At 68.4% G+C, this 13,150-nt stretch carries 9 protein-coding genes, 1 pseudogene and 1 riboswitch; of the genes and pseudogenes, 3 read left to right on the plus strand and 7 right to left on the minus strand.

Translation table 11 applies throughout. The features are described 5' to 3' along the window. Window positions 1–25: 25 nt before the first annotated feature. Window positions 26–141, minus strand: a riboswitch (SAM riboswitch). Window positions 142–346: 205 nt separating this feature from the next. Both ACIQXM_RS00780 and ACIQXM_RS00785 read left to right on the plus strand, forming a co-directional pair. After that, window positions 347–997, plus strand: coding sequence for a VOC family protein (locus tag ACIQXM_RS00780; RefSeq protein ID WP_400926169.1), 651 nt, complete (start codon window positions 347–349; stop codon window positions 995–997). Between the two features lie 1,452 nt (window positions 998–2,449). After that, window positions 2,450–2,530, plus strand: a complete 81-nt coding sequence (locus ACIQXM_RS00785) for a phage DNA packaging protein J (protein WP_400927686.1) — start codon at window positions 2,450–2,452, stop codon at window positions 2,528–2,530. Between the two features lie 593 nt (window positions 2,531–3,123). Here the strand turns inward: ACIQXM_RS00785 and ACIQXM_RS00790 are convergent. The 7 genes and pseudogenes from ACIQXM_RS00790 to ACIQXM_RS00820 form a co-directional block, all read right to left on the minus strand. Beyond that, a pseudogene (locus ACIQXM_RS00790) lies at window positions 3,124–4,038 on the minus strand (sugar-binding domain-containing protein); the annotation flags it as partial. Then, a complete protein-coding gene (locus ACIQXM_RS00795) occupies window positions 4,038–4,826 on the minus strand; it encodes a CPBP family intramembrane glutamic endopeptidase (RefSeq protein ID WP_400926172.1) in 789 nt (262 codons plus the stop codon). The pseudogene ACIQXM_RS00790 and the gene ACIQXM_RS00795, both read right to left, overlap by 1 nt. Window positions 4,827–4,909: 83 nt before the next feature. Further along, entirely contained in the window at window positions 4,910–6,166 is a 1,257-nt protein-coding gene (hutI, locus tag ACIQXM_RS00800; protein WP_400926175.1) for an imidazolonepropionase, read from the minus strand. Beyond that, window positions 6,163–7,557 carry a formimidoylglutamate deiminase gene (locus tag ACIQXM_RS00805; RefSeq protein ID WP_400926178.1) on the minus strand — a complete coding sequence of 465 codons (1,395 nt, stop codon included), beginning with the start codon at window positions 7,555–7,557 and terminating at the stop codon, window positions 6,163–6,165. The genes hutI and ACIQXM_RS00805 overlap by 4 nt, the downstream gene beginning before the upstream one ends. Next, a complete protein-coding gene (locus ACIQXM_RS00810) occupies window positions 7,554–8,849 on the minus strand; it encodes an allantoate amidohydrolase (protein WP_400926180.1) in 1,296 nt (431 codons plus the stop codon). Before ACIQXM_RS00810 ends, ACIQXM_RS00805 begins: the two co-directional genes overlap by 4 nt. A gap of 4 nt (window positions 8,850–8,853) precedes the next feature. Continuing rightward, window positions 8,854–10,539, minus strand: coding sequence for a urocanate hydratase (hutU, locus tag ACIQXM_RS00815; RefSeq protein WP_400926183.1), 1,686 nt, complete (start codon window positions 10,537–10,539; stop codon window positions 8,854–8,856). An 83-nt stretch (window positions 10,540–10,622) separates the two neighbouring features. Continuing rightward, on the minus strand, window positions 10,623–11,486 hold the full coding sequence (locus ACIQXM_RS00820) for an IclR family transcriptional regulator (protein ID WP_400926186.1): 864 nt from the start codon (window positions 11,484–11,486) through the stop codon (window positions 10,623–10,625). Between the two features lie 87 nt (window positions 11,487–11,573). On the opposite strand from ACIQXM_RS00820, the gene hutH reads away from it, so the two are divergent. Next, window positions 11,574–13,148, plus strand: coding sequence for a histidine ammonia-lyase (gene hutH, locus ACIQXM_RS00825; protein WP_400926189.1), 1,575 nt, complete (start codon window positions 11,574–11,576; stop codon window positions 13,146–13,148). Window positions 13,149–13,150: the final 2 nt, after the last annotated feature.

Below are 13,150 nucleotides of genomic sequence, written 5' to 3' on the forward strand. Positions count from 1 at the left end.
GAAAAGGTAACCGGCAGCCACGTGGGACCCGCGCTTGCCCTGAATCCGTTGACGCAGGGCCAGGTCTTCACCCGGGGCACCCCACCGCGGTTGGAGGGTTGCCGGCCAGCAAGCCGGGGCTATCTGCTGGCACTCATGACCTATGCCTCCTATGAAAACGGATATGCGGCAAGCCCGCAAGGTCTGTGACGGCTCATGTCCTGCCGTGTCGGAGCCCTGGAAAGGGTGGCGCGCCGAGCAGCTGAAATGGTCAGTAAGCTGTCGATTTCCGCGGAAAGCAGGTGTTCCAAGTAAATTAGGGTCGCCTAAGTCGAGAGGTGAGTCACAACGTGCCAAGATGGGCCGCATGCGCTTGGACCATGTATCTTATGCCTGTGAATCCGACGGTCTTTTGGCCACGACTGAGAGGATTGCTGCCGCTCTGGGAGCAGACTTCGTCAAGGGCGGTGTCCATCCCCGTTTCGGAACCCGGAACATGATTCTGCCTCTGGCCAACCATCAGTATGTTGAAGTGGTGGAGGCCCTGAATCACCCGGCGTCGGACAAGGCACCCTTCGGCCAGGCCGTGCGCCAGCGCTCCGAGTGCGGCGGCGGCTGGATGGGCTGGTGTGTTGCCGTGGATGACCTCTCCCCCTTCGAAGAACGCCTGGGCCGCAATGCCGTTCCGGGCAACCGGAAATTTCCCGACGGCCAGGAACTGACCTGGCAGCAGATCGGTATCAACGGGCTGATCGCCGACCCGCAGGTGCCGTACATGCTGCGCTGGGATGACGGCACCGAAGCGCTGCACCCTTCCGCAGCGCTGCCCGGGATGCCCGGAGCCGTGAAGCTGGCGTCGCTGACCATTGCCGGCTCCGCTGACCGGGTCACTCAGTGGCTGGGCACGCCCGTCGAGGAACCGCTGGAAAACGTGGGCGTCACGTGGATTTCCCCCAAGGGAACCCCCGGCATCATGTCCGTCACCTTCAATACGGCCGCGGGGCTCGTCGAGATCTAGTTTCTCCGGCCGTTCCGGGGAATCCCGGACGCTATGGGAATTCCCGGACGGTCCGCGGCGTCCGGGAATTCCCAATACGGCTCGCTTTTCCCATGGTGCCCGGTTATTGAATTATCCACAGACGTGCCTGCGTCCCTCGCGGACACCATTGCCGCAATCCAGTCTTGAGGGATGGATCCCGAACTCCTTTACTCTGCCGACGCCGATACGTACGGCGAGGGAAGACGTTCCCTGGCTCTGCGGTGCCGGGCCGGTGAACTGACCCGTGTACGCGATGGCGTGTATATCCGAACCGAAGCTTGGCAGCAGTTGCCGGTTTGGGATCGAGAGCGCATCCGTATCCGAGCGGCGGCGGAAGGGGGACACATCAGGCGGGTTCTGGTTCAAGAGTCTGCAGCGGTCATCTGGGGACTGCCTGTGGTCCTCCGCTCACCCGGGGTTTTGCTGCTGGCGGCGGAGTCCTCGCGCGGACATCGTCGCGGGGATCTCCATTGGGTCGAGCGACGGCTGCTGGAGCCGCTAACAGTCCGGGAGGGCGTTGCAGTCACCTCCAGAGCCCAAACGGTCTTGGACATGGCTGCGTATCTGACCTTCGACCGGGCTCTGCCGGCATTGGACCATGTGCTGCGCCCAGGCCAAGCCCTGAATCTGCCGGCGTTGGACAAGGAAACGTTGCGGAACCTTGCCCGGAAACTTCCCACCGAGGCAAAGCGCCGGCGGGCTCTGTGCGTCATCGAGTGCGCCAATCCACTCTCCGAGTCGGCCGGCGAGTCATATTCGCGTGCGGTGCTTCTTCGCTACGGGTTTCCATCTCCGCAGCTGCAGCACCAGTTCATAACGCCGACAGGCCGTTTCCGGACAGATTTTTACTGGAAGGAACAGGACCTCGCAGGCGAGTTCGATGGTGCCGTGAAGTATGGGCGCGGCGAGAAGGCCCCGGCCCCCTCTTGGAAGACGCTTACGGCGGAGAAGGAGCGTGAAGACGCCATCCGAGCAACTGGAACCACGTTTGTCCGATGGTCCTGGGCCGACATCGCCCTGCCTCCCCATGATCCCCGCAGTCTGGTACAGCGGCTGGCCTACGCCGGGCTTCCGCGGTCAAGAGGGTGCCGGCCGTTGTGGGATTTCCCGGTTGCTTAGGGAAAATCCGGCCGGTCCGCAGCATCCGAATTGTCCCAAAGCGACCGGGTTCCTCGGATCAACCGGGCGTTGGTCTCCCGCACCGTGGCGGGGTCGATCTTCACCACCCGCCGGTCATAGGTGAGCAGCCCGTTTACTTCGTCCTCCACATCGGTGAGCTGCGTGTAGACGGTTGCAGCCAGCCCCCGTGCCACCGCCGGCTCGATCTGGCGCCGGTGCAGCTTAATCCATGCCCGCCGCAGGGCTTCCCTGGTCTTGAACCGCCGATACCCGAATTCCTTCTCGTTGAACGTGTGACCCTCCAGGCGCAGGCTGTACCCGCCGTATTCGGACAGGACAACGGCGCGCCCGTCCCGCAGCCACCCGTTGCGCAGCACAAAGGGAACGAAATAGACGTGCACGCTCTTGAGGTCTCCGCCGCCCTGGTCATGCCATCCGCTGGCATGGTCGATGCTGCGCGTCGAATCCAGCGAGCGCAGCGTTTCAGCGGCAGCGTTGGCGTCGAATTGGCCCCACCCCTCATTGAACGGAACCCACACGGCCAGCGAGGTGCAGTTGCGCAGCAGGTCCACCGTTCCGCGCAGCTCTGCGAGGAACTCAGCCCGCCCCTCTTCATCGGCGCGGCCAAAGGCAACATAATCGCTGTCATCACGGTGCGGCATTCCCACGGCAGGGGCCGTGACCACTGAGTGCCGGTAGCTCCGGCCGCCGTTGACCAGGTCCTGCCACACCAGCATGCCGAGCCGGTCGCAGTGGTAATACCAGCGCAGTGGCTCCACCTTGATGTGCTTGCGCAGCATCGTGAAGCCCAGCTCCCTGGCCGTTTGGATGTCATAGGCCAGGGCCTCATCCGACGGCGCCGTATACAACCCGTCCGGCCAGTACCCCTGGTCCAGCAGCCCGGCATGGAAGTATGGCACACCGTTGAGCAGCAGCCGCGTCCGGCCGGCCGCATCCGGTCCCGTGCCGAAGGTCCGCAGTCCGGTATAGCTGCGGACACTGTCGATGTCCGTGGCCCCGGACACCAGCCGCACGTCCACGTCATACAGAAACGGATCCTCCGGCGTCCACAGGTGCGGATCCGGCACCGGAATCCGGGTCGCCTGTCCGGGCACGACGACGGCGTCCGCCACAGTGCGTCCCGCGGCGGACACGGTGATCACCGCGGACAGGCCGCCACCGTCGGCAGCTCCCCGCATGCTCCCGGCGTCGCCGTCCTTGTCCTTGTCCAGCAGCACTGTCACCGAGACGGACTCCAGATCCGGCACCAGGACCAGCTGCGAGATGCTCGTGCGCGGCACCGACTCCAGCCACACCGTTTGCCAGATGCCCGACTGCGCCGTGTACCAGATGCCGCCGCGGTCCAGGGTTTGCTTGCCGCGGCTGTGATAGCCGGTGTCGCTGATGTCGCGCACCCGGACCACGAGTTCCTGCTCGGCACCGGCAACCAGCGCATCGGTGATATCCAGGGAGAAGGGCAGGTAGCCGCCGTCGTGCCCACCCACCTCCGTGCCGTTGACCGTCACCGTACAGCTCTGGTCCACCGCGCCGAAGTGCAGCAGCACCCGCTCACCGGCAAACCCCGCCGGCAGCCGGACCGTGCGCCGGTACCAGAGGAGCTGCTGGGGCTGAAGCTGGCGGCCGACGCCGGACAGCGGAGCCTCGGGCGAGAACGGCACCAGGATCTGCCCGTCCCAGTCCCCGCCGCCGGGGACCGCGGACTGCCGGGCGGAGGTGATGGCGTACTGCCAGTACCCGTTCAGGTTCACATAGCTGTCCCGGACCAGCTGGGGACGGGGGTACTCCTGCAGCACGGAGGCCGGATCCAGGTCCGCTCCCCAGGGGGTTGAAAGTGTCACGGGTGGCGGTGCTCCTTGGAGAGTGGCGGTGCGGACGGACATCAGCTGCCGATGCCGATGGCGGGACCAAACAGTGCAAAGCCCACAAACCCGGTGATGTCCACCAGGGCATGGGCAATGACCAGCGGCATCACGCGGCGGGTTTTGACGTACGCGTAGCCGAAGAGCAGTCCCATCAGGAAGTTTCCGATGCCGGGGCCGATCCCCTGGTACAGGTGGTAGCTGGCACGGATCAGGGCGGAGGTGAGGATGATCGCCGGGGTGCCCCAGCCCAGCTGCCGCAGCCGCAGGAAGAGGTATCCCACCACAATGACTTCCTCGAGCACCGCGTGCCGCATTGCGGAGAGGATGAGCACGGGCAGCGTCCACCAGTAGGTGTCCAGGGCCGCGGGAACCAGTGCCGTGGTGATCCCCAGTGCCCGGCCTGCGGCATACACGCCCAGGGTTCCGACGCCGATCACCGCTGCCAGTGCCGCACCCATCCCGAAGTCGCGCAGCGGTTTCTCAAACGTGAACCCGATCCGCCGGAATGCCGACTTTCCCGGTTCGGTCAGCAGGAACAGCACCAGCGCCACGGGCAGCAGGGAAAAGAAAATGCCCAGCAGCTGATAGGTCAGGTCGAACCAGGGATTTTCATCCAGCACCGGGTTCAGCGTGGTGGTCTGCCCGGCCAGCGGCCCCTCGGCGGCCTTTTCCAGCAGCTCGACGACGGCGTAAACACCCGAGCGGCCGAGGGACAGTCCCAGCACAATCAGGATTTCGAAGACCAGCATCTTCCGGGCCCGCGGATCAAGCGACTCGGCGGGAACGGAGGGGTAGGCAGCGCGCATGCCTACCATTGTGCAGGATAGGGCGGGCATCACACGTGTGGCGGACTCTGGGAGGGCGCCGGGGCCGCTACCGGACAGGGCCGCTACCGAGCGGGCATTCCCAGCTGCTGACCGGCCCGCCACACGGCACCGGTCAGCGGCATCCCCGGCCGGTAAGCCAGATGTGCGGCTGAGGGTGCGTTGAGCAGCTGCAGGTCCGCACGGTGCCCGACGGCGAGCGAGCCCACCGCCCGGTGCCCGTTCCGGTCTTCCCCGGTATGCACGCGCAGCGCGAGTGCACCGCCGAAGGTCGCGGCCCGAACGGCTTCCTGAACCGTCAGCTCCATCTGCAGCACCGCTGTGGCCACACAGAAACCCATGGAACTGGTAAAGGATGTTCCGGGATTGCAGTTGGAGGCCAGCGCCACCTGCACGCCGGCATCGAGCAGCCGCCGCGCCGGAGCCAGCGGCGCACGGGTGGACAGGTCGCAGGCCGGCAGGCAGGTGGCAACCGTACCGGCAGCACCGGCCGCGTCGGGCTTCCACCCGGCCCATGTTCCGGCGAGGGCCTCGACGTCGTCGTCGGTCAGGAAGTTCACGTGGTCCACGCTGGCGGCCGCGAATTCCACGGCCAGGCGCACACCCGCTCCGGTGCCCAGCTGGTTGCCGTGCACCCGCAGCCCGAGGCCCGCTTCCCGGCAGGCGTGCAGCACCCGGCGGGACTGTTCCTCGGAGAAGGCACCCCGCTCGCAGAAGACATCCGCCCACTGCACGTACGGCAGCACCGCTTCGAGCATCCGGGTGCAGACCAGATCGGTGTACTCGTCCGCATCGGCGCCGGCCGGGACCAGATGGGCTCCCAGGAAGGTCACCTGGTTCGCCACGGTGGAGGCGATGCGGGCGTGCCGCCGTTCCTCCTCCACGCTCAGCCCGTATCCGGTTTTGGTCTCCAGATAGGTGGTGCCGCCGGCCGCCGCTTCGGCGGCCCGTGCCAGCAGCAGCCGCGTCAGGTCATAGTCCGAGGCCGCCCGGGTGGCCTCGGTGGTGACGGCAATTCCCCCGGCGGTGTAGGACTCCCCCGCCATTCGGGCTTCGAATTCCGCGCTGCGGTCCCCGGCGAAAACCAGGTGGGTGTGTGAATCCACCCAGCCGGGCAATCCCGCCCGGCCGCCGGCGTCGACCATCCGGTCCGCGGCCGGTGCCTCGGACGCCGCACCGATCCAGCTGATCCGCTCGCCCTCGAACACCACGGCGGCGTCCCGCAGCACGGACTCCGCCGCCCCCCGGGACGCTTCCTGGGTGGAGAGTTCGCCGATGTTGGTGATCAGTGTTGAAGCCGGGCCTGCAGTGGGTGTGCTCATGGAACTTCCGTTGTAGTGGCGGGAGTGAGGATGCGGGAAGAGTCAACGGCGCCAATGGCCGCTGACAGCAGCGCGGCCGGATCCCCGAGCAGCGCGTGCTCTCCGTTCCGGGCGAGGATGCGCCCGCCGACGACGACGGTGTGCACATCCGCGGCGGTGGCGGCCAAGGCCAGCTGCCCGGGGCGTGCACCGGCGGTGCGGAGGCTCCCGGGATTGACCGACATGAGGTCACAGACATTCCCGACCGTCAGCCCCGGGTCCGGCCGCCCCTGAGCGGCTGCCCCGGCCGCTGAGACCGCGGCGTGCAGATCCGCGGGGGCAAACCGGCCGCGGGCACCAGAGCTCAGGCGTTCGCCGTGTTCCAGCGCCCGCATCTCCAGCCAGGGATCGACGACGGCGTGCTGGTCGGTACCCAGCGCAAGCCGTGCACCGGCCGCGCGCAGCTCGGCCGCGGGGCCGATGCCGTCGGCCAGGTCCGCCTCCGTGGTGGGGCAGAGAACCACGGTTGCCCCGGCTTCTCCGAGGACCCTGATGTCTTCAGCGCTCAGGTGGGTGGCGTGGACTGCCGAGAGCCGCCCGGTGACCAGGCCGTGTTTCGCCAGCAGCCGGGCCGGCGTGAGTCCGGTGGCTGCCAGGCAGGCTTCGTTTTCGGCGGGCTGTTCGGAGAGGTGGATATGCAGCGGCAGGTCCGCAGGGAGCTTCGCGGCGATGACCGCCAGAGCTGCTTCGGGAACCCCGCGCACCGAGTGCAGGGCCGCTCCCACGCTGACCTGTGCCGGGTCGAATTCCTCGGCCAGCGCGGTGCGCAGGGAGGCCAGCCGCTGCAGCCAGGCGGCGGCGTCGCGGTCCCCGAACCGCAGCTGCCCGGCGCTGAGCGGCGTCCCAAAGCCGCCGGCCAGGTAACAGGTGTCCAGCAGGGTCAGCCGGATGCCCGAGGCGACGGCGGCCCGCGCCAGCGCCCGTTCCATGGCATGTTCTTCCGCGTAGGCGCTGCCGTCCGGCTGGTGGTGGACGTAGTGGAACTCCGCGACCGAGGTCCATCCGGTGACCACCATTTCCGCGAACACCGCGGTGGCAAGCTGCCCGTACAGGTCCGGGGTCAGGGCACCGGCGGCCCCGTACATCTGCTCGCGCCAGGTCCAGAAGCTGCCGGGGCCGGCGTCGTGCGTGCGTCCGCGCAGGATCCGGTGAAAGGCATGGGAGTGGGCGTTCGACGCCGCCGGGAACGTCACGCCGGAGAGCCGGCAGTCCTCCGGGCGGGGCTGCACACCGGTTTCCGACGCCGTCACCATGCCGCCGGCGCCGATCTCCACCCGGACTCCGTCCGCGGGTGCACCGTTGATCCAGCCGGTCTCGCACCAGAAGGACGCCTGCCGTTCCGGGGCGCTCACAGCAGGTCCTGCAGGGCGTCGGCGAGCGCGGCGACCCCGGCCTCGGCGTCGGCGTCCTCCACGTATTCTTCGGGCGAGTGGCTGATCCCGGAGGGATTGCGGACAAACAGCATGCCGGTGGGCACCCGGGCCGCCAACACCCCGGCGTCGTGCCCTGCGCCGGTGGCCAGGACGGGAGCCCCGGGCACGGTCCGGGCCACTGACTGCTCAAGTGAGCGCTGCAGGGCGGCATCGAAGTGGACGGTGCCGGAGAGTGATTCCTCGGTCAGTTCCACAGTGCAGCCCTCAAACGCGGCAATCTTCTGGGCCTGGCCGTGGATTTTTTCCACCAGTGCAGCTGTCACGGCGTCCTCGGGGTGGCGGACGTCCAGCCACACATCCACCCGGGACGCAATGACATTGGTGCCGCCGGGCACCGGTTCCAGCCGGCCCACGGTGGCACGGGCACCGGCCTGGGCGGCGGCGGTCTGGCGCACGGCCACGATCAGCTGCGCGGCAGCGACCATCGGATCGGCGCGGTCCGTCATCAGGGTGGTTCCGGCGTGGTTGCCCTGCCCCGTGATGGAGAACCGCCAGCGGCCGTGCCCCAGGATGGAGCCGCCCACCGCGACGGCCGGTCCGCGGCCCGCGGCATCAGTGAACTCTTCCGTGTTCAGGCCCCGGCCCTGCTCCACATGGAGTTCCACAAAGTCGCCGATGCGGCCCAGCGCGTCGTCGTCCCTTCCCATCAGGTCCGGGTCCAGTCCGTTGGCCCGGACGACGTCGGCAAAGGTGTTGCCGTCGGCGTCGCGCAGGGACAGTGCCTTGGCCGGATCGATCGCGCCGGCCAGCAGGCGGGAGCCAAGGCAGGCGACGCCGAAGCGCGAGCCTTCCTCTTCCGGGAACACCGCGACGGCGAGCGCCCGGTTCCGGGTCAGGCCGCCGTCTTTTTCGCGTGCCTGCAGCAGATCCACCGCGGCCAAAGCGCTGGCCACCCCCAGCGGCCCGTCGAAGGCGCCGCCGCCGGGCACGGAATCCAGGTGGGATCCGGTGACCAGCGCGCCGCGGCGTTCCGGAGCCGATTCGCTGCCGGATCCGTCCCCGGGCAGGTCCCACCACGCCCAGAGAATGCCGTTGGCGTCCGTCTCCACTGACAGTCTCCGGCGGGACGCCTCGGCGGTGAACCACTCACGCAGGTCCCGTTCGGCAGCGGAGTACACCGGACGGGAGTAGCCGCCGCGGCGTCCATCCCGGCCGGTGTCCTCGATGGCGGCGAGCAGGGCGGTGACGGGGGCAGCAGGTAACAGGTCCATGAACTTACTCTGCCATCGGAATGCGGATGCCGCGCTCGGCGGCAACTTCGGCGGCGCGGTCATAACCGGCGTCGGCGTGGCGCATGACGCCGGTGCCCGGATCATTGGTCAGCAGCCGCTCCAGCTTGCGCGCCGCCAGTTCCGTTCCGTCGGCCACCGACACCTGTCCGGCGTGGATGGAACGCCCAATGCCGACGCCGCCGCCGTGGTGGATCGAGACCCAGGTGGCCCCGGACGCAGTGTTCAGCATCGCGTTGAGCAGCGGCCAGTCCGCAATCGCATCGGAGCCGTCCGCCATGGCTTCGGTCTCCCGGTAGGGCGAGGCCACCGAGCCGGAGTCCAGGTGGTCACGGCCGATCACGATTGGTGCGCTGACCTTGCCCTCGGCCACGAGCCGGTTGAACAGCAGCCCTGCCTTGGCCCGGTCACCGTAGCCCAGCCAGCAGATGCGGGCCGGCAGTCCCTCAAACTCCACGTGTTCCGCCGCGGCGTCGAGCCAGCGGTGCAGGCGGGTGTTCTCCGGAAAGAGCTCCTTGATGGCGGCATCGGTGACGGCGATGTCCGCCGGGTCCCCGGAGAGCGCCACCCAGCGGAACGGGCCCATGCCCTCGCAGAAGAGCGGGCGGATGTAGGCCGGGACAAAACCGGGAAACTCGAAGGCCCGCTCGAACCCGCCCTGGCGTGCTTCATCCCGGATGGAGTTGCCGTAGTCGAACACCTCGGCTCCCGCGTCCTGGAAACCCACCATGGCCGCAACCTGGCGGGCCATGGAGTCGCGGGACTTCTTGGTGAATCCTTCCGGGTCCGATTCGGACTCGGCGGCCCAGTCCGCCAGCGGGATACCCACCGGCAGGTAGCTCAACGGGTCGTGCGCGGAGGTCTGGTCCGTCACGATGTCCACGGTGATGTCCCCGGCCAGCTGCCGGCGCAGCAGTTCCTCGAACACCTCGGCGGCGTTGCCCGCCAGGCCCACGGAGAGCGCCCGCTTCTCCCGCTTTGCGGCCATAACCCGTGCGACGGCGGTGTCCAGGTCCGGTGCCACTTCGTCCAGATAACGCTTGCCCTCGCGGCGGCGGAGGCGGGCTTCGTCGACGTCGACAATCAGCACCGCTCCCCCGTTCAGGGTCACGGCCAGCGGCTGCGCTCCGCCCATGCCGCCGCAGCCGCCGGTCAGGGTCAGGGTGCCGGCGAGGGTGGCGTTCTCGTCGTTGAACAGTTTCCGGGCGACGGCGCCGAAGGTCTCGTAGGTGCCCTGCAGGATGCCCTGCGTACCGATGTAGATCCAGGAGCCGGCGGTCATCTGTCCGTACATCATCAGGCCTTCGGCCTCCAGCCGGCGGAACTCCGGCCAGGTGGCCCAGTCCCCCACCAGGTTTGAGTTGGCGAGCAGTACCCGCGGCGCCCACTCGTTCGTGCGGAACACGCCCACCGGTTTGCCGGACTGCACCAGCAGGGTTTCGTCATCCTCAAGGGTGGCCAGCGTGCGGATGATCGCGTCGTAGGCCTCCCAGCTGCGCGCCGCCCGGCCGGTGCCGCCGTAGACCACCAGGTCCTCCGGCCGCTCGGCCACTTCAGGGTCCAGGTTGTTCATCAGCATGCGCAGCGGTGCTTCGGTCTGCCAGCTCTTAGCCGTCAGGGAGGTGCCGCGGGGAGCCCGGATGCTGCGGGAAGGATCAGAAAGGGTAGCCATCTCCCGACCGTAACCGACGGGCAGGGCCCGTTGGCGGCCGCGTGTGCATTGTCTGGGATGCCAGACAGACAGCTCAGGGGACGTCAGGCAGGCGCCGGGTTGGCGGGACGCGGAGCACCGAGCCGGCGGGAGATTTCGGCCGCGCACCGGGACACAACAGGCAGCTGCCGGGCGGCAAAGCCGGCAATGTCCTGCGCGGGCGCACGCCCCGCATGCCCCGGACGCTCCCGGCCACCGGCACCCGTCCGGCCCGGTGGCCTAACCGGCCTCCGGTTCGGTGCGGTCAGGGTGACGCTGGCGACGGCATGCCCGGACCGGTCCAGGACCGGCACGGCAACTGATGAAAAGCCCTCAGTGACCTCGTCCTCCTCCCAGGCGTAGCCGAGAGAGCGGACCTGTTCCAGCAGCGCAGTGAGGAGGGGCCCGCCGGCGCGGCCGGACCGCAGAGTTCCCGGCTCGGGGTACAGCGCCCGCAGCTGCGCCTCGGTCATCCGCGCCAGCATGGCCCGCCCGCTGGCGGTGCGGTGCGCCGGAAGCCGGATGCCGGCGTCGGTCACCAGAGGATCCTGCAGCGGCGCCCGTTCCTCGATCACGTAGATCACGTCGGTGCCCTGCAGGACGGCCAGGTGTGCGGTGAGCCGCGTCTGTGCCACCAGCTTCCGCAGCGGAAACCGGCCGATGCGCTGCAGCGGCGCCTGCCGGGCATATCCGCTGCCCAGCTCGTGCGCGGTGGCCCCGAGGGCGTACTTGCGCTCCTCCGGCAGGTGGACGGCAAAACCGTCGGAAATCAGCGCGGCAAGCAGATGGTACGTGGTGGAGCGGGGCAGATCCAGGTCCCGGGAGATGGCGGTGGCGCTGACCGGTCCCGCCTGGACGCCCAGGTACCGCAGGATGGACAGGACCTGCGCGGCAGCAGGAACCTGCACCTTGGAATAGCTCTCTGGCATATGCAGATCCTAGTGCAGTCTGGGATCCCAGAAACGGAATCGGCCGCGGGCTAGGGCAGGCCGCCGTTGCCGTGCTCAGATAGGACGATGGAAACCCTGCAGACTCCCCGCACCGCCGTCGAGCTTGGAACCGGTGCCCTGGCGCCGGAGGATGTTGTCGCCGTCGCCCGGCACGGCGCTTCCGTAGCGCTCGCAACCGAGGCTATCTCCGCGATGCGCACCTCGCGTGCCGTCATTGAAGAGCTCGCCGCCGATGAGAAACCGCACTACGGCGTGTCCACCGGTTTCGGTGCGCTGGCGGTCAAGCAGATCATTCCTGAACAGCGCCGGCAGCTGCAGCGCTCGCTGATCCGCAGCCACGCGGCGTCGTCAGGTGCGGAGGTGGACACGGAGGTGGTGCGGGCGCTGATGCTCAACCGGCTCTCCACCCTGGCCACCGGCCGCACCGGTGTCCGTCCGGAAGTGGCCGAGGCCTATGCCGGGATGCTCAATGCGGGCATTACCCCGGTGGTGGGCGAATACGGGTCGCTGGGCTGTTCCGGTGACCTTGCTCCCCTGTCCCACTGTGCGCTGGCCCTGATGGGTGAAGGCGAGGTGCGCACGGCCGGCGGCGAACGGGTTCCGGCCGCTGCAGCGCTCTCCGCTGCCGGTCTGGAACCGGTGGAACTGCAGGAAAAGGAGGGCCTGGCCCTGATCAACGGCACCGACGGCATGCTGGGCATGTTGACGCTGGCGATTGCTGACCTTCATCTGCTGCTCTCCACCGCGGACCTCGCCGCCGCCATGAGCGTGGAGGGCCTGCTGGGCAGCGACGCGGTGTTCGCGGCGGATCTGCAGGCGCTGCGGCCCCAGCCCGGGCAGGCCGAATCAGCCGCCAATGTCCGGGCCGTGCTGGCCGGATCAGCGCTGATCGAGGAGCAAAAGACGGGCGGATTCACCCGGGTCCAGGACGCCTATTCACTGCGCTGCGTTCCCTCCGTCCACGGTGCCGCCCGGTCCACCCTGCTGCATGCCGAGAATGTGGCAGCCTGCGAGCGGGCGTCGGCGATCGACAATCCGGTGGTGACGCTGGACGGCCGGCTGGAGTCCAACGGAAATTTCCACGGCGCACCGGTGGGCTACGTGCTGGACTTCCTGGCCATCGCCGTGGCCGATGTCGCGTCCATGAGCGAACGCCGCACGGACCGTTTCCTGGACCGCTCCCGCAGCCACGGTCTCAATGCGTTCCTGGCCTTCGACCCGGGAGTCGATTCCGGGCACATGATCGCCCAGTACACGCAGGCCGGGATCGTCTCCGAGCTCAAGCGGCTGGCCGTTCCGGCGTCCGTGGATTCCATTCCGTCCTCGGCAATGCAGGAAGACCATGTGTCCATGGGCTGGGCCGCCGGGCTGAAGCTGCGCCGCTCCATTGACGGACTGACACGGGTCCTGGCCATTGAGGTGCTGACCGCTGCCCGGGCACTGGACATGCGCGACGGCGGTGTCTCCACCTCGCGCAGTGCCCCGGCAGTCACCGCAGTGCGGGCGGCGCTGCGTGAAGTGGTCCCGGGACCGGGTCCGGACCGGTACCTGGCTCCGGAGATCGAGGCCTGCCGGCTGGCCGTGGCGGACGGTTCCCTGGTTGCTGCTGCTGACTCGGTGCTGGACGGGCCGCTACTCTAGGG

This window comes from Arthrobacter sp. NPDC097144 (assembly GCF_044762205.1).
In the GTDB taxonomy this organism is placed as follows: domain Bacteria; phylum Actinomycetota; class Actinomycetes; order Actinomycetales; family Micrococcaceae; genus Arthrobacter_B.

What these genes read in the sequence shown, in the direction of transcription:
- ACIQXM_RS00780 (WP_400926169.1), top strand. Translation starts at nt 347, where the DNA reads ATGCGCTTGGACCATGTATCTTATGCCTGTGAATCCGACGGTCTTTTG.
- ACIQXM_RS00795 (WP_400926172.1), bottom strand. Translation starts at nt 4,826, where the DNA reads ATGCGCGCTGCCTACCCCTCCGTTCCCGCCGAGTCGCTTGATCCGCGG.
- hutI (WP_400926175.1), bottom strand. Translation starts at nt 6,166, where the DNA reads ATGAGCACACCCACTGCAGGCCCGGCTTCAACACTGATCACCAACATC.
- ACIQXM_RS00810 (WP_400926180.1), bottom strand. Translation starts at nt 8,849, where the DNA reads ATGGACCTGTTACCTGCTGCCCCCGTCACCGCCCTGCTCGCCGCCATC.
- hutU (WP_400926183.1), bottom strand. Translation starts at nt 10,539, where the DNA reads ATGGCTACCCTTTCTGATCCTTCCCGCAGCATCCGGGCTCCCCGCGGC.
- ACIQXM_RS00820 (WP_400926186.1), bottom strand. Translation starts at nt 11,486, where the DNA reads ATGCCAGAGAGCTATTCCAAGGTGCAGGTTCCTGCTGCCGCGCAGGTC.
- hutH (WP_400926189.1), top strand. Translation starts at nt 11,574, where the DNA reads ATGGAAACCCTGCAGACTCCCCGCACCGCCGTCGAGCTTGGAACCGGT.